This is a genomic window from Pedobacter sp. BMA (genome assembly GCF_001027745.1).
In the GTDB taxonomy this organism is placed as follows: domain Bacteria; phylum Bacteroidota; class Bacteroidia; order Sphingobacteriales; family Sphingobacteriaceae; genus Pedobacter.
Genome location: NZ_LECU01000006.1, coordinates 662,693 through 688,614, shown reverse-complemented (window position 1 = coordinate 688,614; position 25,922 = coordinate 662,693). Strand labels below are relative to the sequence as shown.

Genomic DNA, 25,922 nt, shown 5'->3' with positions numbered 1-25,922 from the left:
AGCCTTTTCGATTTGATCGAAAAGGCTTTTTTGTTGATTAAAACTCAAACAATTTATCTTTATTCCTGGTAAACGTGCAGCAACAAAGAATCTCTTGTCATTGCAGTAAATATGCCCAGGCCATTTTTAATATTGGTTGGCGGATTGGTGAGGTTTAAAGAACTTGTTGAACTGCTGTTCACGATATTATTGTATTCTGCATTGACATGGTAGAGGTATACGTCGTAATAGCCGGAAAACTGGAACATCATTCGCTGCGTTTTGAACGTCGACGCCTGTCCAAGATACTCTTCAATATCCTGGTAATCATTGCGGCGTCCAAATCCACTCCCGATACGGTTCGGACTAGCTTCCTGGTTTTTAAACACCATCAGATATTCGCCCTTATCCGGATTGCTCCAGGTAAAATTAACTCCAGTAAAAGTGGTTGTGCTTGAGTCAGGATCCGGATCTGGAACGGCCTGTTCTAAAGATGATGAGGCGAAGGAAACAGGTTTAGCTGGCACGAGCGTTGATCCCGACACAGTTGTGCCATTATAAGCAAAACTGAAGGAACAGGAGTTGCCTGCAATAATCAAATCTGTTTCAGTACTTGTGTAAACACCACTTGATGATTCCTTTAGGGTAATGGTTTTAATTCCATTGTTAAAACTTACAGTCAGTCCGGTTACTGCGGCGCCGTAACTGGCTGTATCCAGTAAACCTTTCTGTTTATAAACCTTTAACGTGACGATTTTCCCATTTGTTAAATAAGACTGAACAACGGGGCGGTCAGCGATTGAATCATCGCCCCCATCCTTTTTACAGGCCAGGTAAGCAGTAGCAATGATCAACAAGAAGCATATTCTTTTGAGTATATATTTTATTTCCATTTTAGACTAAGGGTAATGTTTGGTGTAAAGCCCAGATAATTTACATTTGTGGTAATTACCTGATTGTTGTAAATGGTATATTCTTTATACCAGATATTTGTTCTGTTGTAAACATTGAACAGAGAGAAACTAATGCTTCCCGTTTTACGGTTATCTATCTTAATTAAATCGAGTGTGGCGGCAAGATCAAGCCTGTGGTAAGCCGGCATTCTTTCGGTATTTTTCCCACTGATGGTTAAGTAAGTTTTGCTGCTTCCACTGGCATTGTCGATGGTATAGCTGGCAATCGGGGCAGTGTAGGGTTTGCCCGTAGCAAATATCCAGGTGGCAGAAAATGTCCAGTTTCCAAGTTTATACATATTCACCGCTTTAAATTCATTTCTTGCATCCTGGTTTGCCGAGTAATAACTGGCTCCGTAATCATCGAACTGATTTCTGGCAATAGCCATCGTGTAGCTTAGCCAACCCGTATATTTCCCTGCCTTCTTTTGCAGCAAAAACTCTACTCCGGAAGTATAACCATGGCCATTATAAAAATGCTCTTCTAAAGTAGACGACATTCTGTTGCCTGACAGACGCTGTGAATATTCTGTTAACCCATTGAGCGTTTTGTAATAGCCCTCCACATCGAAGAGGTATTTATCGGTTTCATAACTAAACCCCGCGATGTAATGGTTAGCGCTTCCCACCGGTATACTGTTTCCATTTGCCAACACCCAGAAATCTCTGCTGCCCGAGAGAATATCCTCCCTTACCACACGATTGATAAACTGGTAGAATCTGCCTGTGGCGGCTTTTATGGTAAAGCGGTCGGTTAGTGTATATGTTCCTGAAAAGCGGGGTTCAAAATAAGTTTTACCCGTAGGCGAATAGTAGGTTTCTCTTACTCCTCCCTTAAACTGTAACTTTTCCCAGGGGCTGAATTCACCTTCTGCATATGCAGCAACAGTTTTGGCGTCTTTTGACTGATCAATTAATGTGCTGGTGTCGTTCTGACTGTATTTGTAAATCACATTTTGCGCCGATCCATATGCTCCGAATAAAAATTTCACTTTATTATTAACCTGATATTCCCAATCTGATTTAAAACTCCAGTCTTTTAACCGGTTACGTTCAATGGTTCCGGTACCTACCGAACTCTCTGTACCATCGGCGTTGGTGACACCAATTGTATTGGTTCTATCCCGATCGCTATGATAGCTGGAGTAACTCACCAATGTATTGGAGTATAATTCACTATTCCAGCGTCTTGACCACTTCATGCTGGATCCCAGGTTACCGTAAGTAGTTTTATCGGTAACAGTCGGGCTAATAGACGAACTGCTGGTGGTTAAAAACGATGGCACACTAATGGTACGGCTATTATCAAGGTCATCATCACCCTGATACACGCTCAATGCAATCAAATCTTTTTGCCCTAAATTGAGCGTATATTTCGCATTCAGGTCGTAAAAAAATGAGGTAGGTGTAGTTGAAGCCTGAGCTCCACCAAAACCTCCGCCACCCCCGGGTCCTGCAGAAACAGTACTGGTTTTGTTGAACTGACTAAAGATTTTATTGTATAAAGGGCCCTGATAAGATTTTCTAAGCGCAAGCAAGAAAGATCCATTCTTTTTAACAGGCGTTTCCAGATAAACATTGGCCGACAATAAACTGATGTCTCCTCCAACATTCCAGTCTTTCTTGGTTCCTTCTTTACCTGTAATTTCCGTTACACTTGATAAGCGCCCCCCATATTTTGCAGAGAAACCACCCTTAAACAGCTGCACATCCTTTACGGCGTTGCTGTTAAATGCACTGAAGAAACCGTAAAGGTGATCTACCTGATAAACCGTAAATCCATCAAAAAGTACCAGGTTCTGATCAGGCGTACCACCGCGTACATAAGCGCCGGAGGAAGATTCATTACTCGCACTCACCCCTGGCATCAGCTGAAAGGAACGCAAAATGTCTTTCTCTCCTAAATTTGGAAGTTCCGCAAGTTTAGCCGGCGATATCTGCAGCACACTAACCTTACGTTTGTCGGTGCTCATGATACCATCATTCTTCTTACTTTTAATGGTCACCTCTTCCAGATTATTTCTGGCAACCGTTAACCCAATAGATAGCACTTCTTTAGGATTTATAGAAGTGAGCGCCAAACGATCAGACAAATAGCCAACGTAAGCGGTGGCCAGTACGCAGGTATCAGCCGGAATGTTGGAAAGGGTAAAATAGCCGTCGGCATTTGTGGTAGCCCTTAAGCCTGTATTTTCAATATTAACCACAGCACCGGGCAGCGACTCTCCGGTTAGCTGATCAACCACTCTGCCCGTTAATTTAAACCTTTGCAAGGTAACCTTTCCGCCTCCTTTACGAACCGTATCAACTTTTTCTGTGGTAATGGTCCTCACACTTTGGCTTTCCAAAGGCTGACTTGATCGTTGTGCCCGTTGTAAAGCCCTTACCTCTTCAGGAGTCCTTACAATATAGATGGTACCATCGGGCTCTACCCAATAATGCAGTTCGGCCGATTGGCAAAGCATTTTCAACGCAATGTTTAACGGTGTATTATCAAAGCGCTCGGAAATCAGCTTTTTTTCAGCCAGGCTTCTGTCAAAAACGATTTTAAGCTGGTGTGTTTTGACGAAGTTATCCAATACAACATCAAGCGTTGTAGTATAAAAGCCGTTTATGGTTACTTTGCTTAAAAGCTTTTGTTGCGCGGAAGAATAGTGGATGAAAATAAAACCTAGAAATAAGGTAATGAGTATCTTTTTTATCATAATTGGAGCTAAATTTAACAGACAATAAGTGGCTCATTTTAAAATATCGACAGAACGGCCTTATGTATCGATAACTATCCCGGAGTTTGAGACGACCGCGGCACTGGCTCACTCTTAAAAGAAATTATTGCTGGTTTGCAACGCCAGGTTTAATGCATTTGCACAACCCATTAAGAATGTCGATTTTTGCAGCAGGTTTGGCATTTCTATTGTTCAAACAATTTTTAAATCGCCAAGGTTAATGATACATGAAAATAATACTTAGCACCATTTTTTGTTTATTCCTGTTTAATGCATCATTTGCCCAAAAGGGTGAGGTAACCGTTATCAAAGACCCCTTGATTGATAGCCTGATTGCCAAACGTGCTGAAGTATACAGGACTACTGCAGAGGTGAAATCGGGTAAGCCAGTAGTATCTGCTTACGGTTATCGCGTTCAGGTATTTTATGGCTCCGACCGGCGTGAAGTATTTAATCAGCAGGCACGTTTTAAGAGCTTATATCCAAAACTAAATACCTACCTGGTTTACAAAGAGCCAAACTATTACGTGCGCGTAGGAGATTTCCGGACACGTTTGGAAGCCCAGCGCTTAATGAATGAAATCAGACCAACATTTCCCACCTTATTTATTTTCAGGGAAAAAATTAATGCCCCACAATTAGATACCACAACAAACGATGATCAAAAATAAAGTTCAGGACTTAGCCGCTCAGATTTTTAAAGATGTAGTTGGTTTTCGTCAGCATTTACATGCCCACCCTGAGTTATCCTTCAAAGAATTTGAAACCTCTTTATATGTAAAAGATAAATTGAGTAAATGGGGAATTGAATTTACAAGCTGTGCGAATACAGGCGTGGTAGGTTTAATTAAAGGCAACAAGCCATCGGATAAAGTAATTGCACTAAGGGCAGATATGGATGCCCTGCCGATCCATGAGGGTAACGACAAGCCCTATGCATCGAAAAATCCCGGGGTAATGCATGCCTGCGGACATGATGTCCACACTTCCTCTTTATTGGGAACAGCATACATATTGAATCAACTTAAAGATGATTTTGGTGGAACCATTAAACTGATTTTTCAGCCCGCCGAAGAACTTCTTCCGGGTGGGGCGAGTATCATGATCAAAGAAGGTGTGTTGGAAAATCCTAAGCCAGATTATATTGTTGGCCAGCATGTAATGCCGTTGATTGACGCGGGCAAGGTGGGCTTCCGTTCCGGAATCTATATGGCCTCTACAGATGAATTATATGTTACCGTTACCGGAAAAGGTGGGCATGGTGCACAGCCTCACCAAAACATCGATCCGGTACTGATTGCTTCACATATTATTATTGCATTGCAGCAAATTGTATCACGCAATGCCGACCCCCGGTTGCCGTCTGTACTTTCTTTTGGTAAGGTAACAGCAAACGGTGCAACGAATATTATTCCCAATGAAGTAAAAATTGAAGGTACTTTTAGAACTTTAGATGAAGATTGGAGAGCAGAAGCACATAAAAGAATGAAAAAAATGGCAGAGGGAATTGCCGAAAGCATGGGGGGAAGCTGTGATTTTGACATCCATAAAGGTTATCCGTTCCTTATTAATGAAGCAAAACTAACGGCTAACGCCAGGACATCTGCAGAGGAATATCTGGGTAAGGAAAATGTTGTTGATCTGGATATCTGGATGGCTGCTGAAGATTTTTCTTTTTACTCTCAGGTAACCGATGCCTGTTTTTATCGCTTAGGTACAGGCAATGCAGAAAAAGATACACAGTATTCGGTGCATACGCCAAGGTTTGATGTAGATGAGGATGCATTACAGTTATCTACAGGCTTAATGGCCTATATCGCCTTGAAACAACTGGATTAGAACAAATGGACGATGGGATCCGGATTTTTCATGGCACTTTTGCCATATCATGTAGTATGAAAAAAACATTATCGGCTTTATTATTTTTAACCCTATCTTATTTTGGTTATGCACAGGAAATCCCGCGCTTTAATCCTGATACGATCAAAACCATTACACTGGATTCTGCTGTTAGTATCAAAGCGGAACGATTGAACATTGAAACATTTATTAACCGGATTGTTAATGATACCTCTTTCTATGAGTCTTTCAGGGATATGAAACGCTACAGTTTTATAGCTGAGAACCGGATTTATAGCTACGATAAGAAAAATAAGGTAGATGGAAAAATTTACCGCAAAATAAAACATAATAATGCAGGTCAATACAAGATGGAATACCTTGCGAAAGAAGAAAGCGGCAACCTTTATAAAAAGAATGGCAAATATCAGCTTTATACCATAGAAATGTTCGATTACATTTTTATGAATGCTTACAATACTGATTTCGTTCCAAATGCCCCGGCCAGTGATGGCAAAGGAGGCACCAACGAAAGCTACAAGGATAAACTCAAGACATTGATTTTTAATCCCGGACGACCGGTTAAAGTTCCATTTATTGGCAGTAAAACTGAGATTTTTTCTGCTAATATGCGCCAGTATTATGACTACGCCTTTTCAAGTGGCACCTACCTGGATTCTATTCCGGTATACCGGTTTAAAGTATCTGTTAAACCTGATTTAAGCAGCTGGACCAAAGATGGACTGATGATCAAAGATCTGGTTACCATTTTCGACAAGCGGAATTTCAATATCCTGGGCAGATACGTAGATATGAAATACAGTAATATGCTTTTCGATTTCGATGTACAGATGAATATTGAGATGGGTTATTTCGGAGATGATAAACTCCCTACCAAAATTACCTATCAGGGCAACTGGGATTATCCTTTCAAAAAAGAAGAACGGGCCAGTTTCCTGATTGTACATAAAGATTATAAGCTTGAAAAGGGTAAGTAGTAATATGCCATCCAGTTGAAAAGACTTATCTTTATTAGCATAAACTATTAATCAGGCTTAAAACCAGAGCTATAATATTATTAAACAACATGAAAAAATTAATCAGAGCCACCATTTTACTAAGCTTTTGCTTCATCGCGTTCACATCTATGACATTTAAACCCAAACGAATTATATTCTTCGGCGACTCCATCACTCAGCAGGGCGTATCTAAAAACGGTTATGTAACATTAATCAAAAAGGCACTGGACTCAACCAAATATGACATTATCGGTGCGGGTATCGGCGGTAACAAAGTATACGATTTGTATCTGCGTTTAGAAGATGATGTTTTAAATAAAAAACCAGATTTAGTGGTGATATATGTTGGGATCAACGATGTATGGCACAAACAATCATCACACACAGGAACAGATTACGACAAATACCTGAAGTTTTACCAGGCTTTAATAAAGAAGATTCAGGGTGTGGGAAGTAAAGTAGTTCTAGTTACGCCATCAGTTGTAGGTGAGAAAAAAGACGGCACCAATGCTTTAGATGGTGATTTGAATAAATATGCTGCCGGGATCCGCGAACTCGCTGCAAAAAATAACCTTCCGGTATGTGATTTGAGAAAAGTGTTTACGGAATACGAGGGTAAAAATAATCCTGAAGACAAAGAGAAAGGTGTTTTAACTGTAGACCGCGTTCACTTAAACGAGACAGGTAATCAGTTGGTTGCTGATCAGTTACTACCCCTGGTGAAATAATATTTCTTAAAACCTCAGCCTTAACAATGTATTTTACCAGAACACAAAGATATTTCTTTGTGTTCTTTGTATTTTTTCTCTGTTATCTTTGTGGTGAACAAGAAGAGGAAAGCACTGTGCGTATATGATCAACCGCGAAACGATAGATAAGATAATGGATACCGCCCGGATTGAGGAGGTAGTTGGGGATTTTGTGCACTTAAAGAAACGCGGAACAAGTTTAATTGGCAACTGCCCCTTTCATGGCGAGAAAACGCCTTCATTTCACGTATCGGTAACTAAAGGAATTTATAAATGCTTTGGCTGTGGCAAGGGTGGTGATTCGGTTAGGTTCATTATGGATCATGAGAAATACTCATACCCTGAAGCACTCAAATTTCTAGCCAATAAATACAATATAGAGGTTGAGGAAGCAGAGCTGTCGCCTGAGGCAGCCGAAGCACAAAGTGCTAAAGAGAGCCTCTACATTGTGTCGCAATATGCGGCTGCATTCTTCGTGAAACAACTTTGGGATACTTCCGAAGGAAAGGCTATTGGCCTCAGCTATTTTAAAGAACGGGGATTTAGAGAAGATATTCTAAAGAAATTTGAAGTAGGTTATTCACCCGATGTTTGGGATGCGCTTACGCAAAGCGCAACAGGAGCAGGACATAAACTGGAGTTTCTGGAATCCACAGGATTATCCATCAAAAACGACAATGGAAAAATTTACGACCGTTTCCGCGGCCGTGTAATGTTCCCTATTCATAATTTCACAGGCAGAATAATCGGTTTCGGAGGTAGAACTTTAAAAACCGATAAAAATGTCCCCAAATATGTCAATTCACCTGAAAGTGAAATTTACCATAAATCAAATGTGCTTTATGGCTTATTCCATGCCAAGAAAGCCATTCGCGACCTGGATAACTGTTATCTGGCAGAGGGATATGCCGATGTGCTTTCCGTTCATCAGGCTGGAATTGAGAATGTGGTGGCCTCTTCCGGAACCTCGCTAACTGTTGAACAGATTAAGCTTATTGGTCGTTTCACTCAAAACATAACCATACTTTTTGATGGCGACGCTGCAGGGATAAAGGCCTCTTTAAGAGGGTTGGACATGATTCTGGAAGAGGGACTTAACGTTAAAATTGTTTCTTTTCCCGATGGGCATGACCCCGACTCGTACATGCACCATGTTGGAGCAGGGGCCTTCAAAACATACCTGGAGAACAACCGGAAAGACTTCATTCTGTATAAAGCAAATGTACTCCTTAAAGACGCTGGGAATGACCCGATCAAGCGTGCAGGCATTATACGCGACATTGTAGAAAGTATTGCCAAAATACCCGATCCGATTAAAGCTTCGGTTTTTGTACGCGAGTCGAGTAGCCTGCTGCAAATTGAAGAAAGTATTTTAATGAGCGAGCTGAACAAAATGCGTTCGGCAAAGTTGAAAAAAAACTTCGAAGGCATTCAAAGATCAGGCAATTCAAATCAGAACCCTTACTCGTCCGGTCCGCCAGAGCCGCTCGGTCCGCCGGATGATTTATGGGACGATTCTGCAGGTCCGCTTGGGCAAGAACAGCAAACGACCAATACTGATGAGATACAGGAAAAGGAAATCGTTCGCCTTTTGCTGGCATACGGCCACGAATTTGTGAATTGGGACAAAATTGATGATATGTATATCGGCCCGTTTATCATGCAAAACCTGGCCGATGTTGAGTTTGAGAATTTGTTATGCAAGAAAATTATAGATCACTACAGCTCAGAAATTGACCAGGGCAGATTGCCTACAGCCAATCATTTTATCAAACATGAAGAACGTGACATCGCTGACCTGGCAATAACTTTATCTACATCCGAATATGCATTGAGTGAAAACTGGTTAAACAAGCATTTGATTTATGTTAAAGATGAAAGCATGAATTTAAAAGCTACCATACTGGGCGGAATTTTTCACTTGAAGAAACGTAAAGTTGATAAGATATTAACCAATCTGCTCAAGGAAATAAAAGAGGAGAATGATACCGATAATCAAATGATTTTAATGCAACGATACGGTGTAATTAAAGGTGTAGAACGAGAGATTTCTAAGTTTCTTGGATCAGTTATTGTAAAATAAAATTAGCATTCAGGGATTTTATTTCCGGTTTTAGGCAATAAATAGATGTTTTATTTTGAAGCTGATCCAAAAATTAATACTTTCAAACGCTGTCATCCCATTCTATCAGTTTATTTAAATTATTGATCAAATGGCTAGACACAATGAATTAGGAAAAGAAGGAGAAAGTATTGCAAAAATATATCTGGAAAAGCAGGGATACGAAATTCTTGACGAAAACTGGACGAGCGGAAAATCTGAAATAGATTTGATTGCACGCAAAAACCGGATAATTATTTTTGTTGAAGTGAAGACAAGGAGTTCTGCTGCATTTGGGGAGCCTGAAGACTTTGTTGAATGGCATAAACAAAAGCAAATGGAATTAGCGGCCACGGCCTACGTTGCGATCATGAATCACAGGTATGATATCCGGTTTGATATTGTTGCAATTACGTTTACCAATAATAGAGAATATAAATTAAACCATATAGAAGATGCTTTTTGGCCACAAGATTAAAGACATTAAAAACAACTTATTAGTATGTGCAATTTTAGCGTTTGCAGCGGGTTGCAGTAATGATGAATCCAAAACCTACAGAAGCTTTGATTCACCAATGATCGGTCAGAATGTATCTGCGGGCAATGAATTTGAAATCAAAGTACTATTCGGGAAAGAGAAGAAAGTTGACTCAGTTGTTTACTTAATTGATACCACCACTGTTGCCGCCAAGGCAGATACAGCAGCCGTCAAAATAAAAACGGACGGGCTGAAATTGGGAAACCATTTGCTCACAGCCCGGATTTATGGCGAAGGTGAACCTGAAGAACTCACCTCTAACATCAATATTCTTGCTGCTCAGCCACCTGTTGAATATGGCTACAAAGTAGTCAAAACATTACCTCATGATACTTCTTCCTATGTTGAGGGTTTAGAATATCATGACGGCTTTTTTTACGAAAGCGCCGGAGATTATGGTAATTCCAGTTTGAGAAAGGTTGACCCCTCATCAGGAAAGGTACTTCAGAAAGCAGACCTTGATAAGCAGTACTTTGGCGAGGGAATGACAGTGATTGGTGATAAGATTATTCAACTCACTTACCGGGAGAAAGTTGGCTTTGTATACGATAAAGCAACTTTTAAAAAGCTTTCACAGTTTTCTTATAACGAAGGAACCCAGGAAGGCTGGGGTTTGAACTTTGATGGCCAGAAAATCCTAAAAACCGATGGCTCAAATACCATATTTTTCCTGGATAAGGATTCCTACAAAAAAACAGGATCTATTGATGTCTTTGATAACAAAGGAAGTATTCAACAACTAAATGAGCTGGAATACATTGATGGAAAAATATATGCGAATGTATATACAACCAATAATATCCTCATCATTAACCCTGCAACAGGGGCGGTAGAAGGAAAGATTGATCTTTCGGGCCTGTTACCTGAAGGTTACTTTAAAACCGAGGATGCTGTTAACAACAATGTATTAAATGGAATCGCTTACGACAAAGCTACCAAGCGCTTGTTTGTAACCGGTAAAAAATGGCCGCATATTTTTGAAGTAAAAATATTTAAAAAATAACAATGAAGCCAGATCCTCAGATCTGGCTTCATTGTTTTAATCTTTTTTAACGGGCTCATCCAGGTAACCATTGAAAACGATAGGCTGCTTGTTTACACTGCTTGCCGTTAAGGATGCATATCCGTTTTGTGAAATATTGATGGTAAACCGATAATTTTCCCGGGTCACATCCTTTGTATTGATTTGGATGATGTAAGCCCCTTTTCTACTCTTACTTTCTGTATAGGTAAAGTTTTTGGAAGTAAACTTAATTCCTCCTTCGTTGGAATTGTAGGGTGCACTGAATGCTCTGCCATAATATGGTAAGTAGGCGACTACACTATCTTTTGTTACCTTAACATCATACTGCGAGCCTGTCAGGTTAATCATGGTGCCACTTTGTGCGCCAGGCATTGCGCTCATAATTCTGTTGAGGTCATTATTAGCCATTGGCAGCGCTGTATTGGCAACGAAGTTATAGGCTTTATTACCAACAATCTTTGCGGTAGTTTCCTTATCAGTTTGAGCATAGGAAGCAACTGATATCGAAATCAGGGCCAATCCTAAAAAACTTCTTAAATGTTTCATAATATGTGTTTTAACTATTGAACATTTTAATGATGCACAGGTTTACACAATTCCATAATATCGGCATTATTGCTTACCCTTAATACATAAAGATACGAAATCGTAAACTGAGCGGTTTAGTAAAAAATAAACCTTTAGAAAATGATTTTAAAGATTATACTTAATAATTAAATTTGCACCATGTTATTAAGCTGTTTTCAGGAGGATTTTTTAGAGGCAGGATGCGATGAAGCTGGAAGAGGCTGCCTGGCGGGACCAGTATTTGCCGCTGCGGTGATATTGCCAAAAGGGTTTATACTGCACGGCTTGAACGATTCAAAACAGCTAAGTCACGAACAGCGGGATTTGCTCCGCCCCATTATCGAAAGAGAAGCCCTGGCCTGGGCCGTAGCCTCGTGCGATCATGAGGAAATAGACCGCATTAACATATTAAATGCATCCTTTCTGGCCATGCACAGGGCGATAGAAAAATTGCATACCCCACCTGAATATCTTGTTATAGATGGTAACCGTTTTAAGGCATATCCTCAAATTCCACATAGCTGCATTATCAAAGGAGATGGAAAATACCTGAACATTGCTGCAGCTTCCATCCTGGCGAAAACGCATCGTGATGAATTCATGAGTAATCTACACACCGATTACCCCGAATACGGATGGCAAAAAAATAAAGGCTATCCTACCATTGCACATCGCAAAGCGGTAATCGAAATTGGTTTGTCTCCTTTTCACCGTAAGACATTCAACGTTAGCGCACCGCAGTTAGATTTGTTTTCAAACAACGCCTAATTTTTAGTATTTTCACATCATTGTGAAAATTCTGCTAATTACCAAGAAAATCCCTTTTCCACCAAACAGTGGTTATCCAATTGTGGTGTACAACACCATGAAAGGCCTGCTACAACTTGGCGCAGATATCACTTTGTTTAGCCTCAACCCCGAAAAAGGCCGGGTTGACGTAGAAGATATTTACGACCCCATATTTGAGCAAATTAAGCATCACACAGTAGATCTGGATGTCGAAGTGAATGTGTGGTCAGCATTTTTCAATATCTTCACTAATGAATCTTACAACGTATCCCGCTACTACAATGAAGATGCAGCCCGTCAGCTGGAAAATCTGCTCCGCGAAAACACATTTGATATTATACAGTTTGAGGGCCTTTTTGTAGTCCCTTACCTGGATGTGGTAAAGGCCAACAGTAACGCGCGGCTGATCTACCGCGCACATAATATCGAGTTTACGCTGTGGGAGCGTCTATCTCACTCCGAACAATTTTTGATCAGGAGAAAATATCTTGCCTTTCTTGCCCAGCGTTTAAAAGCTTACGAAACAGATCAGATCAACCGCTTTCACCATATTTTTGCCATTAGCGAGCCCGACAGGCAAAGCATTTTGCGGTTCGGATGCAAAGTGCCGATGAGTGTATTTCCTGTAGCCATCGATCTGGAGAAGTATAAGATTGATAAATCGAAAACAAGTTTCCCGACATTGTTTCATTTAGGCGCGATGGACTGGCGTCCAAACCAGGAAGGATTGGAATGGTTTCTTGATGATATTTGGCCTGATATTGAAAAGTTGAATAAAGACCTCCGGTTTTATATTGCAGGTAAGAACATGCAGAAACATTTCTTTGAATATGATTCTGAAAACCTGATCGTGGAAGGTGAAGTTTTTGATGCCATAGAATTTATCAACTCCAAAGCCATTATGATTGTTCCTTTAATTTCAGGAACAGGTATGCGTGTAAAAATTATCGAGGGAATGGCCATGAAGAAATGCATCATTGCTACGGCAACGGCTGCTGAGGGGATCAACTGCCGGCATGGGTATGATATTTTAATTGCTGATACTGCCGACGAATTTTACCGCTCAATTTTACAATGTGTCATCAATCCAAAACGATGGATGGAAATCGGTGAAAATGCCAGAAAAACGGTAGAGAATGACCATGCTGTAGATTTGGTGTCGATCAAAATGCTTCAGGTTTATAAGGAGCTCATGAGCGCTTAACCTGTATCAACTCTTCCATCCCAAATTGAATTTGCCTCAAAACTGATCTTTTTGATGTTCGGATTAGAGCAGATACGACCTGTTCACCCCTCCGGTTTAGCCAATAAAATTTAACTGAAAAGATTCTCATTTTCTTAGTACTTTTGCCGCCAACTAGATTTTAATCATGAAAAATACCGCTTTAACAGAAAAACACATCGCCTTGGGAGCCAAGATGGTTCCATTTGCAGGATATAACATGCCTGTAACTTATGAAGGTATCAATGCCGAACATGCAACCGTTCGTAACGGAGTGGGTGTTTTTGATGTTAGTCATATGGGTGAATTTATTCTGAAAGGCGAAAATGCTTTAGATTTGATTCAGCGGGTAACCAGTAACGATGCGGCTAAACTTTACGATGGTAAGGTCCAGTATTCATGCCTTCCCAATCAGGATGGCGGTATTGTTGACGATCTTTTGGTTTATCGCATTGACGAGAAAACCTACATGCTGGTGGTTAATGCTTCCAACATCGAGAAAGACTGGAACTGGATCCAGCAGTTTAATGATAAAGGTGTTGAAACGCATAATATATCAGATCAGACTTCTTTACTGGCTATTCAGGGTCCTAAAGCTGCTGATGCCTTGCAAAGCTTAACCGATGTGAATTTAGCATCGATGGAATATTACACTTTTGTAAAAGGAACTTTCGCTGGCGTTGATAATGTAGTGATTTCTGCTACAGGTTACACTGGTGCCGGTGGTTTTGAGATCTATTTTGAAAACCAATATGCAAACCAGATCTGGGATGCGATTTTTGAAGCAGGTGCCGCCTACAACATTAAGCCGATTGGTCTGGGTGCCCGTGATACGCTCCGTCTGGAAATGGGATTCTGTTTATATGGAAATGACATTGATGATACTACTTCTCCAATTGAAGCAGGCCTGGGTTGGATCACCAAGTTCTCAAAACCCTTTACCAATTCAGAAGCATTACAGGCTCAAAAAGAGGCCGGAATACAAAAGAAACTGGTAGGTTTTGAAATGATCGACCGCGGAATTCCACGCCACGATTACGAAATTGTTGACGCCGAAGGTAATGTGATTGGCAAAGTAACTTCTGGCACACAGGCTCCATCATTGCAAAAAGCCATTGGTATGGGTTACGTTACTAAAGATTTCTCAAAAGAAGGTACTGAAATTTTCATTTCTATCCGCAATACGTCGATTAAGGCTAAAGTAGTGAAGTTTCCTTTTTATAAATAGATTGAAGTGGCTGGTATCAAGACGGATTTTGCTTGATACTGGCACCTTGATGCCTAATACTCAGATCTCCTGATATGTCAAAAAAAATAGAAGTTTGTTTAACGCCCGCACTGATCGATCTTTACGATATTGAGCAAAGTATCGTGGTGGTGATTGATATACTAAGAGCTACATCGTCCATCACTTATGGCATAGAAAATGGTGCTGAAGCCATTATTCCTGTTGCCAATGTAGAAGATTGTTTAAACTATAGCGATAAAGGATATTTACTGGCTGCAGAGCGTAACGGCGAAGTAGTTGCAGGTTATGATTTTGGTAATTCCCCATTCTCTTATACCAAAGAAAAAGTAGAAGGAAAAACGGTGGTATTAACCACCACCAATGGCACAAAGGCATTGCATCTGGCTAACAGGCGGGCATTTCAGGTTGTCATCGGTTCATTTTTAAATTTAGATTCGCTCTGTGACTACTTGCAGCGCCAGAACAAAAATGTACTGCTGCTTTGCGCAGGATGGAAGGATCAGTTTAACCTGGAAGACACTTTATTTGCAGGAGCAGTAGTGCGTAAATTACGCCAAAGCTTTGAGCATTTTGACGATTCCAGTGTGGCTGCAGAAGATTTATACAATCTTGCTAAAGATGACTTGAGAAAATACCTCCATAAATCTTCGCACAGTAACCGCCTTGCGCAACTCAATATTGAAGAAGATGTTGTGTTCTGCCTTCAGCTGAATATTTGCGAAAGCATACCGGTTTTAGAGGGAGAACGTTTGGTAAAGCTTAAAGCTTAAGATAATGCCTTTAAACAACAAGAGGCCGGTTGAAATCAACCGGCCTCTCGTTGTTTAAAACTGAACCCCAATTACCCACATATTTTCGAGGTAATTGATTTTCTGGCTTGCTTTATCAACTTTATCATATCCGGTAGTGTGAACATTTGTTAAATTAGTTGCTCCCACTTTGGTTGTATTCTGGAGATATACATTTTTCCAGACGTAAAACTTTAGACCGATTTTGGCAGAAACGCCATAACCAGAAACATTAAAATTGTTATTTCTTCCCTCACCAAATAAGCGCACATCAGAACGTGGAACCATTAATCCACCACCAAGGCCGGTTTCAAGGGTTAGAGATGTATTTCCTCCCGGAGCAACCCAAATATCATCATACCTTTCGATCTCAATATTGGCGTAGTTAAAACCATCGGTATGCTCGTAAGTCAGCATGCTTTCCTTAACATTGATCGTTTGCCCGTTATAATCGCCCGCCATGTTTCCTGTAGGTACGTTATTCTGGGAAATATTAGCACCAATGTGGCCAGTGATGGCCACACTTTGCGGAATATCCATTACATACTTCATATGATCCCAGCCAATAGAAATACTGTAGTTATCTTTAATGAAATAGCCTACGCGGATATTGTATTGCGGAACAGTAATTAATCCCGGATTGATATAATCCCAGCTAAGTTTTGACTGTCGATCGTGAGCAACCACATCCTTCAGGGTAAAATCATAGTTAGGTCCCTGAAAATGAATATCGCTTTTGCCATACCAGGATTGGTTATAACCCCAGTGGAAATAAAAATTACCTTTACGGGAGAAGTTTCTTTTATGTTCAGGATTAAATAAACTCTTTGATGCCGGAGTATTTTCAGTTGATGAGGTTTTGATTTCCTGGGCCTGCATTCTCTTTCCGAATAACACCGCAAGAAATAATATCGATATTCTTTTCACGCAGCAAATTGAGCAAAAAGCACGAACTATTACAAATGCTTTAACATTTTGTAATCGCCCCAATATTAAATATGACTTTAAATCATTAAAACGGAATTAGAACCGGGTGTAGACTGCAAGCTGTATGATGTTATTATTAGTATGCCCCGAAATATTCTTCTGAGCCTGATTCATATATCCGGCTTCGAGATCAAATTTTTTTGAGAAACGATAACCTAACGCTAAGTAAGCCCTGTTTTGATCAAATACACTATTATTAATTTTGTCGTTATTCTGGATGTTCAAAAACACTTCGTTCTGCAGGGCAATAAATGGCCCCGATACAAAAGCCGCTTCTGTCTTCTTTAATGGTTGGATCAGCCTGAAGAAATACCGGAATCTTTGTGAAAAAACGTCTTCACCTGCCCGGCCGATAAATCGCTGCTCAACCCTGAGTCTCTGGCTTGCGAAAATACTGCTTAGTTTGTGTGTATAAATATACTGCTCGAAAATCCGGTGTTCATGTTGGAATGTGTTACCTGCAATAACAGATTGCGATTGGGTAGCCTGCCATAAATAACCCAGGGCAACGTTATGCTGATCATTAATAAAATATTGCACGGCAGGACGAACCAAAGTATTTCTCACATATTTCCAGTCATCTGCAGAACGTGCCTGAAAATCGAACTGCAAACCCCATTTTTTATTAAATTTTGTATTGTTTAAAAACATAAACCAGCCCGAGTTCTGGTATTGTGTTTGCGCCATAATACTTGCACTGGCCATGAATGATATCAGGGCCAACAATAATAATTTCTTCATCCTGAGATATTCCGGTTATCTGTAAGGGCTAAAATTACAAAAATACGGGTCAAAATTACCGTTGCTTAGGCTGTTAATTTAAATTTCATTTAACGTTAAGCGATTAAACATTTATCTTCGTTAAAGATTTGGCCCTGACTGCTATTTTAGCAGAGGTCAATTTTAAGATTACAAAACGTAAAATAAGAACAAAATGATTATTGAACCGAGAATGAGGGGCTTTATCTGTTTAACAGCACACCCGGACGGATGTGCTCAAAACGTAAAGAACCAAATTGAATATGTAAAATCTAAGGGTGCTATCAATGGTCCTAAAAAAGTATTGGTAATTGGTGCGTCTACGGGCTTCGGTCTTGCATCACGCATTACCGCTGCTTACGGGTCAGATGCTGCAACGATAGGGGTGTTTTTTGAAAAAGCACCATCAGCAGGCAAAACAGCATCGCCAGGTTGGTACAATAGTGCTGCTTTTGAAAAAGAAGCACACGCATCAGGTTTATATGCTAAAAGTATCAATGGAGATGCTTTTTCAAATGAGATCAAACAACAAACTATTGATTTAATTAAAGCTGATTTAGGTCAGATTGATTTGGTCATTTACAGTTTAGCCTCCCCGGTTAGAAAACACCCCGTTACTGAAGTTTTACACCGTTCTACCCTGAAGCCAATCGGCACAATCTACACCAATAAAACTGTAGATTTTCATACCGGTAATGTAACTGAAATTTCAATTGAGCCAGCTACCGATGAAGATATTGCAAACACCGTTGCCGTTATGGGTGGTGAAGACTGGGCGATGTGGATTGACGCACTAAAAGCAGAAAACCTGTTAGCTGAGGGCGCAACAACTGTTGCCTATTCATATATAGGCCCGGCATTAACAGAACCGGTTTACCGTAAAGGAACTATCGGCCGCGCGAAAGATAACCTGGAAGCAACTGCGTTCACCATCACAGATAAACTGAAAGATATCAGCGGTCAGGCTTATGTTTCAGTAAACAAAGCATTGGTAACACAGGCTAGTTCGGCCATTCCGGTTATCCCATTATACATTTCATTGTTATATAAAATAATGAAAGAAGAAGGTATTCACGAAGGAACGATTGAGCAAATCCAGCGTTTATATGCCGATCGCCTATATACAGGTAGCGATATCCCACTTGATGAAAAAGGAAGAATCAGAATTGACGACTGGGAAATGCGTGATGATGTTCAGGCAAAAGTGGCTAAGCTTTGGGACGATGCTACGACTGAAACATTGCCGGCAATTGGCGATTTAGCGGGTTACCGTTCGGATTTCCTGAGCTTATTTGGTTTCGAAATTGATGGAGTAGACTATGAAAAAGATGCCAATGAGGTAGTGGAAATTGAAGGCTTGGTGAGCTAGTGAAATCAGTCATTCGTTAAAAGTGATACCGATATGTAAACCAATGGCTGACGCAAAACGTCGGCCATTTTTATTTGATTATATGCCGGGCTGACCCTCAAAAAGAGGAATGCGAGTCTCATAACATTGGAAATAATGTCAGGCTGTAAAAAATCCTGAATAATTAAAATCTTATTTTCGCATAACTATTGCTATATTTGATCAATTCCCATTACTACTCAACATTATAACATCGAAAAGGATTAAATAAAATATGGCTAAATCTCAGGCAAGCTACACCAAACAGGAGAATGAAAAAAAACGTTTAAAAAAACAGAAAGAAAAACTGGAGAAGAGAGAAGAGCGCCAGGCCAATGCAAAAAAAGGCTTAGCTCTTGAAGATATGATGGCGTATGTTGACGAGAACGGAAACATCTCATCAACCCCACCTGATCCGGCTAAGAAAAAGGTTATTAATACTGAAGACATTCAGATTGGTGTATCCCGACAAGCGGACATTATTGATGAAAACCCTGTTAAAAAAGGAACAGTAAGCTTTTTTAATGACAGTAAAGGTTATGGTTTTATCAAAAACACAGATACACAGGATAGCATTTTCGTTCACGCAAATGGCTGTATTACGCAAATAAAAGAAGGTGATAAAGTAACTTTCGAAGTAGAGATGGGACAGAAAGGCCCGACTGCGGTGAAAGTAACTAAAGCTTAGTTTACAATCATTAAAACTCAGACCTTTCCTATGCAACAGGCATAGCGAAGCGTTAAAAATAAAACCCCGGACTTACAGTATTTACTGTTCATCCGGGGTTTACTTTTTAGGTACGTTCTAAAAGATATATTTTGTACTCAGGAAGTTCGAATCGTCTCCTTTAACAATTTCATTCAATAATTTCTTATTATCGTCAGTAAACTTAGTTGCTACTAACGAACGAATAGAAAACGACCTTAAGGCATCTACTACAGAAAGCGTTCCTTCGGCACTGTCTTTACGTCCTGTGAAGGGGAATGCATCCGGTCCGCGCTGACATTGGCAATTAATGTTCACCCGGCTCACCTGATTCACCAGGGGATCAATCAATGAAGAAATTACTGCCGCATTATTGCTAAAAATACTCACCTGCTGTCCATGTGGAGAATCAATCAAATATTCGATAGGCTCTTCTAAATCATCAAAAGGTACCACAGGAACTATTGGGCCGAATTGTTCTTCGCGGTACAGTTTCATATTTCCGTTTACAGGGTATACCACAGCAGGGTAAACAAATGTCTCCAACGTTTGTCCTCCGTTCTTATTTACCACTTTTGCACCATTCGCAACAGCGTCATCGATACACTCTTTCAGATATTCCGGTTTATTCAGTTCAGGCAGCGGAGTCAGGTTTACTCCTTTTTCCCACGGCATACCAAACTTAAGTTTCTCTATCTCCGCAGATAAACGTTTTAAAAACTCCAGCGCCAGACTACGGTGTACATAAACAATTTTAATTGCTGTACAACGCTGTCCGTTGAATGATAATGATCCTAAAACAGTTTCAGAAACTGCCAGATCGAGATCTGCATCTTTGGTAATAATGGCTGCATTTTTGGCATCTAAACCCAAAATTGCCCTTAGCCTGTTTACTTTAGGGTGCAGTTTTTTAAGTTCGTTAGCTACTTTACTAGAGCCGATTAAGGTTAACACATTAATCTTACCAGATTTCATTAAACCCGGAACGATAGTATTGCCCCTGCCATAAATCGTATTCACTACACCTTTTGGAAAACTTGAACGAAAAGCCTCAAGTAAAGGATAGTGCAATAACGTACCATGTTTAGGCGGTTTGAACAAAAGGGTATTGCCCATAATCAGTGCAGGGATCAACGTAGTAAAGGTTTCATTTAAGGGATAATTAAATGGTCCCATACAAAGTACTACTCCAAGTGGTGAACGACGAACCTGGGCTATAATACCCTGCTCTATCTCAAAACGCGAAGATTGCCTGTCGATATCTTTTAAGGCATCGATCGTTGCGTAAATGTACTCAACGGTACGATCAAATTCTTTTACAGAGTCAGCATACGATTTGCCGATTTCCCACATAATTAATTTCGCAACTATTTCCTTTTGCTCAACCATTTTATGGGTAAAATTCTCTACACAGGTAATGCGGGCTGCAACACTCATCGTTGGCCACTGTCCGCGACCATTATCATAAGCGGCAACAGCGGCGTCGAGTGCTTCTTGCGATTCTTTTTCAGTACAAACAGGAAAGCTGCCAATCCGTTTTCGTTTATAACCTTCAGGAGTTTTAACACATACGGGAGAGAAAACTTCGTTAAAAGGTCCACTCCAGGTTTTCATCTCTCCATTAGAAAGAAATTCTTTTTGATTGATTTCTTCCTTTAGCCTAAATTCATCTGGAATCTGGCTTTCTTCAACGAAAATACTTTCGAGGTTTAGCGGTGTGCTCAATTTGATTGTTTATTAGGTTTATAATTAGGTTAATCTATGGTTCAAGTAGATTAACTTTTCGTAGTGCAGGAGGCGCGCAGGCCTCCTGGAAAGGTTTTTATTTTAGCTCGATCACTTTATATTTCGGAACCAGACTTTTCATTACGGTCCAGCCGATTAAATAGCAAACAGCACAAATAGAGAAGATAATAAAATAACCGGCTTCCTCTCCTTTAAAGCCCATGAAGACAATTTTATTTTTACCCGTATAATCGAAAAGTAAACCTGATCCCTTATTGATAATAAAAGACCCTATTCCACCTGCCATACCGCCAATACCAGTAATGGTCGCTATTGCTTTTTTCGGGAACATATCGCCCACAGTGGAAAAGATATTCGCCGACCAGGCCTGGTGTGCTGCACCGGCAATACCAATAATAATTACAGGAATCCAATAGGTAATGTGACCAAGCGGTTGAGCGGCCAGTGCGAGAAGGGGGAAGAAAGCAAAAATCAACATGGCTCTCATTCTTCCTTCGTATGGATTCATTCCTTTTTTATCGACAAAATAAGTTGGCAACCAACCTCCGATAATGGAAAGCAGGGTAATCATATACAACACGAACAAAGGTAATGCGCTTTGTGTTGAATCCATTCCATAAACCGATTTCAGATAGGCAGGAGTCCAGAATAAGAAAAACCACCACACTCCGTCTGTCATAAATTTACCGAAAGCAAAGGCCCAGGTCTGATTATATTTAAAACAATCAATAAAGGAAACTTTTTCTTTAGTCTCTTCAACATAATCTGCCAGTTTGCGGTCGTTAATCAAATCCTGCTGAATATATGCAAGCTCTTCCGTACTGACCCGTTTATGCAGCTCTGGCTTATTATAAACAAATACCCATAGTCCCATCCATATAAACCCTAAAGCACCAATAATGATGAAGGACATTTCCCACCCATAAGCTTTGGCTATAAAAGGAATAGTAATGGGGGCCGCCAGGGCGCCTACAGTTGCGCCGGCATTGAATATACTCGTTGCAAATGCACGGTCTTTTTTAGGGAAATATTCGGCTGTTGCCTTAATGGCAGCAGGAAAATTTCCAGCCTCACCAACAGCCAATACAAATCGGGCAAAAATAAATAGTGTTACACTCACTGAAACAACCAGTCCTGTATCATTAACCCGGGCAATGATCTCTTTTGCCCCTTCAAAACCAACAAACCAGTTTCCGTTGATGATACCCGCTGTGGCAATTCCGCAAAAAGCGTGTAAACATGCCCCCACCGACCAAACTCCGATAGCCCAGAGAAAACCTTTCTTGGTATCTAACTTATCAACCAGTCTGCCAGCGAAAAGCATAGAAACAGCATAAAAAATTGAAAATAATGCTGTAATATTACCATAGTCGTTGTTGTCCCAGTGAAATTCTGGTTTAATGAAATCAGTCCATGTTAACGAAAGTACCTGTCTGTCTAAATAATTGATTGTTGTCGCAAGAAACAGAAGCAAACATATTGTCCACCTGTAGCTGCCTGTTTTTGGTTGTTTCATTTGGTTAGGTTAAAAAGGGTTACTTGCTTTGTTGAATAAGATCCAGCGCTAATACGGTATTATCATGCAGCTCCTCGTAAAGACCTTTAGCCATTACCTCTTTGCTGATTAATTTACTACCCATGCCAACCGCGCACACACCCGATTTAAACCAGGTTTTGAGGTTATCAGCATTAATTTCTACTCCGCCCGTTGGCATAAATAGCTGTCCGGCAAACAAATCTTTGATTGATGAAATAAAGTCAGGCCCAAGAATATTGGCTGGAAAAATCTTGATTAACATCGCTTTGTGTTCCTGAGCAACACTGATTTCAGTTGGCGTCATACACCCCGGTATCCAGAGCATACCAATTTTATTGGCAATTTCTGCAACAGCAGGGTTCACAATCGGAGCTACAATAAAATCAGTCCCTGCATCGATAAAAGCATGCGCTTCTGCTGGGGTTTTTACCGTTCCGATACCCAGATAAAGATCAGGCATTTCTGCATCACGAACTTCTTTTAGCTTTTTAAAGTTCGGCAATGCCGACTTACCTCTGTTGGTATATTCAAAGACACGAACACCTGCTTTATACAGAGTGCGAAGGATTTCTACACTCCCCGCTTCACTATCCTGATAAAAAAGCGGGAGCATACCCTGCTCCAGAATGGCATCTAATATTTTGTGTTTGTTGTTAATCATGGCGTATAATTCTTTTTTCTATATCCGAAACGGTGCTGGTTGTAGCATCACTCGGAATGTATAATTTATCGTATGCGGCAGCTGTAGCGAAATTCAATGTTTCTGAAGCCGAAAGGCCCTGGTAAAATCCGTAGATCAGTCCGGCCATAAAGCAATCGCCACTGCCTACCTTATCTAAAATCTCTTCCGATACGTATTCGGGAGATACGGTTAAGGTACTACCTGCATATAGGGCAGTGTAATATTTGATGCCTTTACCATGATCAAAACGAAATGTATTGGCCACAGCTTTACACAACGGATAAGACTTTAAAATTTCTGCTGAAGTATCGTTAGCCTGTTGTAACAAAGTTTCTTTAGCATAACCTTCGGATGGTAATAAATCTTCATGTATAGCAGTCCCGAGCATTTTATTTGCCGCCCACACATTTCCCATAATTAATGTCGCGTATTGCGCCAGCTGTGGTAAAATGTCTATGGGTTGCTTACCATATTTCCAGAGTTTGGCCCTGAAATTTAAATCAAGGGATATGGTAATATTTCTGGCATGAGCTGCTTTAACGGCTTCCAGACAAACATCGGCAACATTTTGATTTATCGCCGGGCAAATGGCACTGAAATGAAACCAGGTTACGCCTTCAAAAACACTATCCCAGTTGATTTGGCCTACTTTCAAATCGGCATAGGATGAGTTTGCCCTATCGTAAATTACACCTGCATTTTTCAAATCCTTCCCTTTTGGAAGGTAGTATAAACCTAAACGGTCTCCGTGAAAAACCATTGGTGTGGTATCTACATTTCTTTCGTTCAGATAAGCTACAATTTCCTCGGTAATTGAATTATTGGGCATAGCCGACAGGTAAGTGGAGGGCACTTCCCAAAGCGCTAAGGCTGTAGCTACATTAAGTTCGGCACCGCCAATATAAAAGGGCAGCTTGTTTTCTTTAAGCCATTGTCCATCCATATCCGGACAGATGCGCAAAAGTATTTCCCCAAAACTTAAAACTTTTTCTCCCTTTTTTACCAGGGTTAATATCTGGTCGCTCATTTTTATATTTAAGTGGCGCATTTTATGCAGTTTCTATCAACTGTATGAAAAGGAAAGGAAAACGTTTGAAATGATATCATTCAAAAGATTTCCTTTCAAAAAGCCTTATAATGGTTAAAATGTAAAGTAATTTTTTGCGTTAAAGTACGAAATATCCTGCACTATTTTACCCACCCACTCTAAATCATCAGGCAGTTCACCGTTTTCAATATCCTCTCCAAACAGGTTACAAACTATTCTTCTGAAATACTCATGACGAGGGAATGATAAGAAACTTCGCGAATCGGTTAACATTCCTACCAGGCGGCTCAACAAGCCCATGTTTGACAGGGCATTTAATTGCTTAATCATTCCGTCCTTCTGATCCAAAAACCACCATGCTGATCCAAACTGAACTTTACCGGCAACAGATCCGTCGTTGAAGTTTCCGATCATTGTTGCAATTAATTCATTGTCGGCAGGATTTAAATTGTAAATGATGGTTTTAGCCAGTTTATCCTGATTATCTAAACGGTTTAAAAACTTAGAGAGCATTCGTGCCTGACTAAAATCACCTATCGAGTCCCAGCCTGTATCAGGCCCTAACTGGCGCAGCATACGGGCATTATTGTTTCTCAATGCGCCTAAGTGGTACTGTTGTACCCAACCTTTTTCGTGGTCCCACTCCGCAAAATAAATCAGCATCGCCGATTTAAATTTGAGATTCTCGTCGTATGAAATGGCTTGTTTGCTTCTTATTTTATCGAAGATAGCGGTGATCTCCTGATCGGTATAATCTTCAGCATAAATTTGCTCCAAGCCATGGTCAGAAACCGAACAACCATTTTCAGCAAAATAATCATGACGGCCCTTTAAGGCATCAATGTACTGTAGGAAGTTTGTAATCGACATCCCTGAAACAGTTTCCAGCTTATCAATATATTCGTTTAATCCTTCTACATCGTCACTGTTCATGGCTTTATCCGGACGGAAAGCAGGCAACATTTTAAGTGCTACACCCTCACTGGCTAGCTGTTGGTGAAAGTTCAAACTATCGAGGGGATCATCGGTAGTACAAACGGTTTCCACATTCATTTTCGCCAGTAAGCCACGTACCGAATATTCCGGAGTTTGTAATTTGGCAGCACACTCATCATAGATTTTACGTGCGGTTTTACCCGATAAAATGTCGGTAATACCAAAATACCTTTGTAACTCCAAATGTGTCCAGTGATATAATGGGTTTCGTAAAGTGTAAGGCACCGTTTCTGCCCACTTTTCGAATTTTTCAAAATCCGAAGCATCGCCTGTAATATATCTTTCATCAACCCCGTTTGCACGCATAGCTCTCCACTTATAGTGGTCGCCTGCTAACCAAACCTGAGTAATGTTTTCAAACTGCTTATCGTTGGCAATCTGTTCCGGAATTAAATGATTATGATAATCGATAATGGGTAACGATTTTGCGTAATCGTGGTACAACTTTACAGCAGTTTCGTTCTGCAACAGGAAGTTGTCATCTAAAAAAGGTTTCATGCTTTTCTTTATGAGTTGAGAAAGCGGGCGGGC

The 25,922-nt window shown here is 40.4% G+C and carries 23 protein-coding genes; 13 read left to right on the top strand and 10 right to left on the bottom strand.

Annotation, left to right across the window (positions count from 1 at the left end; all coding sequences use genetic code 11):
• Window positions 1-59: 59 nt before the first annotated feature.
• Window positions 60-872, bottom strand: a complete 813-nt coding sequence (locus tag AB669_RS15075; protein ID WP_047800107.1) for a DUF4249 family protein — start codon at window positions 870-872, stop codon at window positions 60-62.
• The gene (locus tag AB669_RS15070; protein WP_082120688.1) at window positions 863-3,637 is read right to left on the bottom strand and encodes a TonB-dependent receptor; all 2,775 of its coding nucleotides are present in this window, start codon (window positions 3,635-3,637) and stop codon (window positions 863-865) included. Before AB669_RS15070 ends, AB669_RS15075 begins: the two co-directional genes overlap by 10 nt.
• A 248-nt stretch (window positions 3,638-3,885) precedes the next feature.
• Here AB669_RS15070 and AB669_RS15065 point away from each other — a divergent pair, with 248 nt between their 5' ends.
• The 7 genes from AB669_RS15065 to AB669_RS15035 all read left to right on the top strand — a co-directional run bounded on the left by AB669_RS15065 (window position 3,886) and on the right by AB669_RS15035 (window position 10,907).
• On the top strand, window positions 3,886-4,329 hold the full coding sequence (locus AB669_RS15065) for an SPOR domain-containing protein (protein WP_047800106.1): 444 nt from the start codon (window positions 3,886-3,888) through the stop codon (window positions 4,327-4,329).
• Window positions 4,316-5,497 carry a M20 family metallopeptidase gene (locus AB669_RS15060; protein ID WP_047800105.1) on the top strand — a complete coding sequence of 394 codons (1,182 nt, stop codon included), beginning with the start codon at window positions 4,316-4,318 and terminating at the stop codon, window positions 5,495-5,497. The genes AB669_RS15065 and AB669_RS15060 overlap by 14 nt, the downstream gene beginning before the upstream one ends.
• A gap of 56 nt (window positions 5,498-5,553) precedes the next feature.
• A complete protein-coding gene (locus AB669_RS15055) occupies window positions 5,554-6,495 on the top strand; it encodes a hypothetical protein (RefSeq protein WP_047800104.1) in 942 nt (313 codons plus the stop codon).
• A gap of 89 nt (window positions 6,496-6,584) precedes the next feature.
• Window positions 6,585-7,244, top strand: coding sequence for an SGNH/GDSL hydrolase family protein (locus tag AB669_RS15050; protein ID WP_047800103.1), 660 nt, complete (start codon window positions 6,585-6,587; stop codon window positions 7,242-7,244).
• 124 nt (window positions 7,245-7,368) lie between these two features.
• The gene (gene dnaG, locus AB669_RS15045) at window positions 7,369-9,348 is read left to right on the top strand and encodes a DNA primase (protein WP_047800102.1); all 1,980 of its coding nucleotides are present in this window, start codon (window positions 7,369-7,371) and stop codon (window positions 9,346-9,348) included.
• A gap of 130 nt (window positions 9,349-9,478) precedes the next feature.
• Complete coding sequence (locus AB669_RS15040; protein WP_047800101.1) at window positions 9,479-9,844, top strand: YraN family protein; 366 nt, start codon at window positions 9,479-9,481, stop codon at window positions 9,842-9,844.
• Window positions 9,822-10,907 (top strand): glutaminyl-peptide cyclotransferase, encoded by a 1,086-nt coding sequence (locus tag AB669_RS15035; RefSeq protein WP_053058426.1) that lies wholly within the window; start codon window positions 9,822-9,824, stop codon window positions 10,905-10,907. The genes AB669_RS15040 and AB669_RS15035 overlap by 23 nt, the downstream gene beginning before the upstream one ends.
• Window positions 10,908-10,943: 36 nt before the next feature.
• Here AB669_RS15035 and AB669_RS15030 read toward each other — a convergent pair whose 3' ends face one another.
• The gene (locus AB669_RS15030; RefSeq protein ID WP_047800100.1) at window positions 10,944-11,474 is read right to left on the bottom strand and encodes a DUF4251 domain-containing protein; all 531 of its coding nucleotides are present in this window, start codon (window positions 11,472-11,474) and stop codon (window positions 10,944-10,946) included.
• Between the two features lie 180 nt (window positions 11,475-11,654).
• On the opposite strand from AB669_RS15030, the gene AB669_RS15025 reads away from it, so the two are divergent.
• The 4 genes from AB669_RS15025 to AB669_RS15010 all read left to right on the top strand — a co-directional run bounded on the left by AB669_RS15025 (window position 11,655) and on the right by AB669_RS15010 (window position 15,525).
• Window positions 11,655-12,263 carry a ribonuclease HII gene (locus AB669_RS15025; RefSeq protein ID WP_047800099.1) on the top strand — a complete coding sequence of 203 codons (609 nt, stop codon included), beginning with the start codon at window positions 11,655-11,657 and terminating at the stop codon, window positions 12,261-12,263.
• Between the two features lie 22 nt (window positions 12,264-12,285).
• Window positions 12,286-13,488 (top strand): glycosyltransferase, encoded by a 1,203-nt coding sequence (locus AB669_RS15020; protein WP_047800098.1) that lies wholly within the window; start codon window positions 12,286-12,288, stop codon window positions 13,486-13,488.
• A 166-nt stretch (window positions 13,489-13,654) separates the two neighbouring features.
• Window positions 13,655-14,734 (top strand): glycine cleavage system aminomethyltransferase GcvT, encoded by a 1,080-nt coding sequence (gcvT, locus tag AB669_RS15015; RefSeq protein ID WP_047800097.1) that lies wholly within the window; start codon window positions 13,655-13,657, stop codon window positions 14,732-14,734.
• Window positions 14,735-14,808: 74 nt separating this feature from the next.
• Window positions 14,809-15,525: a 2-phosphosulfolactate phosphatase gene (locus AB669_RS15010; RefSeq protein WP_047800096.1), complete on the top strand. Its 717-nt coding sequence runs from the start codon at window positions 14,809-14,811 to the stop codon at window positions 15,523-15,525.
• Between the two features lie 54 nt (window positions 15,526-15,579).
• On the opposite strand, the gene AB669_RS15005 is transcribed toward AB669_RS15010, so the two are convergent.
• Complete coding sequence (locus AB669_RS15005) at window positions 15,580-16,470, bottom strand: hypothetical protein (RefSeq protein WP_047800095.1); 891 nt, start codon at window positions 16,468-16,470, stop codon at window positions 15,580-15,582.
• A 96-nt stretch (window positions 16,471-16,566) separates the two neighbouring features.
• Window positions 16,567-17,271: a DUF2490 domain-containing protein gene (locus AB669_RS15000; protein WP_047800094.1), complete on the bottom strand. Its 705-nt coding sequence runs from the start codon at window positions 17,269-17,271 to the stop codon at window positions 16,567-16,569.
• Window positions 17,272-17,464: 193 nt separating this feature from the next.
• Between AB669_RS15000 and fabV the strand changes: the two genes are divergently transcribed.
• Window positions 17,465-18,658, top strand: a complete 1,194-nt coding sequence (gene fabV / locus AB669_RS14995; RefSeq protein WP_047800093.1) for an enoyl-ACP reductase FabV — start codon at window positions 17,465-17,467, stop codon at window positions 18,656-18,658.
• Between the two features lie 253 nt (window positions 18,659-18,911).
• Window positions 18,912-19,364, top strand: a complete 453-nt coding sequence (locus tag AB669_RS14990; protein ID WP_047800092.1) for a cold-shock protein — start codon at window positions 18,912-18,914, stop codon at window positions 19,362-19,364.
• 117 nt (window positions 19,365-19,481) lie between these two features.
• Here AB669_RS14990 and AB669_RS14985 read toward each other — a convergent pair whose 3' ends face one another.
• The 5 genes from AB669_RS14985 to uxaC form a co-directional block, all read right to left on the bottom strand.
• Window positions 19,482-21,107, bottom strand: coding sequence for an NADP-dependent glyceraldehyde-3-phosphate dehydrogenase (locus AB669_RS14985; RefSeq protein ID WP_047800091.1), 1,626 nt, complete (start codon window positions 21,105-21,107; stop codon window positions 19,482-19,484).
• A 97-nt stretch (window positions 21,108-21,204) separates the two neighbouring features.
• Complete coding sequence (locus AB669_RS14980) at window positions 21,205-22,644, bottom strand: MFS transporter (RefSeq protein WP_047800090.1); 1,440 nt, start codon at window positions 22,642-22,644, stop codon at window positions 21,205-21,207.
• Between the two features lie 19 nt (window positions 22,645-22,663).
• Complete coding sequence (locus AB669_RS14975; RefSeq protein ID WP_047800089.1) at window positions 22,664-23,326, bottom strand: bifunctional 4-hydroxy-2-oxoglutarate aldolase/2-dehydro-3-deoxy-phosphogluconate aldolase; 663 nt, start codon at window positions 23,324-23,326, stop codon at window positions 22,664-22,666.
• Window positions 23,319-24,374, bottom strand: a complete 1,056-nt coding sequence (locus tag AB669_RS14970) for a sugar kinase (protein WP_047800402.1) — start codon at window positions 24,372-24,374, stop codon at window positions 23,319-23,321. The genes AB669_RS14975 and AB669_RS14970 overlap by 8 nt, the downstream gene beginning before the upstream one ends.
• Window positions 24,375-24,488: 114 nt before the next feature.
• Window positions 24,489-25,889 carry a glucuronate isomerase gene (uxaC, locus tag AB669_RS14965; RefSeq protein WP_047800088.1) on the bottom strand — a complete coding sequence of 467 codons (1,401 nt, stop codon included), beginning with the start codon at window positions 25,887-25,889 and terminating at the stop codon, window positions 24,489-24,491.
• Between the last annotated feature and the right edge of the window lie 33 nt (window positions 25,890-25,922).

What these genes read in the sequence shown, in the direction of transcription:
- AB669_RS15075 (WP_047800107.1), bottom strand. Translation starts at nt 872, where the DNA reads ATGGAAATAAAATATATACTCAAAAGAATATGCTTCTTGTTGATCATT.
- AB669_RS15070 (WP_082120688.1), bottom strand. Translation starts at nt 3,637, where the DNA reads ATGATAAAAAAGATACTCATTACCTTATTTCTAGGTTTTATTTTCATC.
- AB669_RS15065 (WP_047800106.1), top strand. Translation starts at nt 3,886, where the DNA reads ATGAAAATAATACTTAGCACCATTTTTTGTTTATTCCTGTTTAATGCA.
- AB669_RS15060 (WP_047800105.1), top strand. Translation starts at nt 4,316, where the DNA reads ATGATCAAAAATAAAGTTCAGGACTTAGCCGCTCAGATTTTTAAAGAT.
- AB669_RS15055 (WP_047800104.1), top strand. Translation starts at nt 5,554, where the DNA reads ATGAAAAAAACATTATCGGCTTTATTATTTTTAACCCTATCTTATTTT.
- AB669_RS15050 (WP_047800103.1), top strand. Translation starts at nt 6,585, where the DNA reads ATGAAAAAATTAATCAGAGCCACCATTTTACTAAGCTTTTGCTTCATC.
- dnaG (WP_047800102.1), top strand. Translation starts at nt 7,369, where the DNA reads ATGATCAACCGCGAAACGATAGATAAGATAATGGATACCGCCCGGATT.
- AB669_RS15040 (WP_047800101.1), top strand. Translation starts at nt 9,479, where the DNA reads ATGGCTAGACACAATGAATTAGGAAAAGAAGGAGAAAGTATTGCAAAA.
- AB669_RS15035 (WP_053058426.1), top strand. Translation starts at nt 9,822, where the DNA reads ATGCTTTTTGGCCACAAGATTAAAGACATTAAAAACAACTTATTAGTA.
- AB669_RS15030 (WP_047800100.1), bottom strand. Translation starts at nt 11,474, where the DNA reads ATGAAACATTTAAGAAGTTTTTTAGGATTGGCCCTGATTTCGATATCA.
- AB669_RS15025 (WP_047800099.1), top strand. Translation starts at nt 11,655, where the DNA reads ATGTTATTAAGCTGTTTTCAGGAGGATTTTTTAGAGGCAGGATGCGAT.
- gcvT (WP_047800097.1), top strand. Translation starts at nt 13,655, where the DNA reads ATGAAAAATACCGCTTTAACAGAAAAACACATCGCCTTGGGAGCCAAG.
- AB669_RS15010 (WP_047800096.1), top strand. Translation starts at nt 14,809, where the DNA reads ATGTCAAAAAAAATAGAAGTTTGTTTAACGCCCGCACTGATCGATCTT.
- AB669_RS15000 (WP_047800094.1), bottom strand. Translation starts at nt 17,271, where the DNA reads ATGAAGAAATTATTATTGTTGGCCCTGATATCATTCATGGCCAGTGCA.
- fabV (WP_047800093.1), top strand. Translation starts at nt 17,465, where the DNA reads ATGATTATTGAACCGAGAATGAGGGGCTTTATCTGTTTAACAGCACAC.
- AB669_RS14990 (WP_047800092.1), top strand. Translation starts at nt 18,912, where the DNA reads ATGGCTAAATCTCAGGCAAGCTACACCAAACAGGAGAATGAAAAAAAA.
- AB669_RS14980 (WP_047800090.1), bottom strand. Translation starts at nt 22,644, where the DNA reads ATGAAACAACCAAAAACAGGCAGCTACAGGTGGACAATATGTTTGCTT.
- AB669_RS14975 (WP_047800089.1), bottom strand. Translation starts at nt 23,326, where the DNA reads ATGATTAACAACAAACACAAAATATTAGATGCCATTCTGGAGCAGGGT.
- AB669_RS14970 (WP_047800402.1), bottom strand. Translation starts at nt 24,374, where the DNA reads ATGAGCGACCAGATATTAACCCTGGTAAAAAAGGGAGAAAAAGTTTTA.
- uxaC (WP_047800088.1), bottom strand. Translation starts at nt 25,889, where the DNA reads ATGAAACCTTTTTTAGATGACAACTTCCTGTTGCAGAACGAAACTGCT.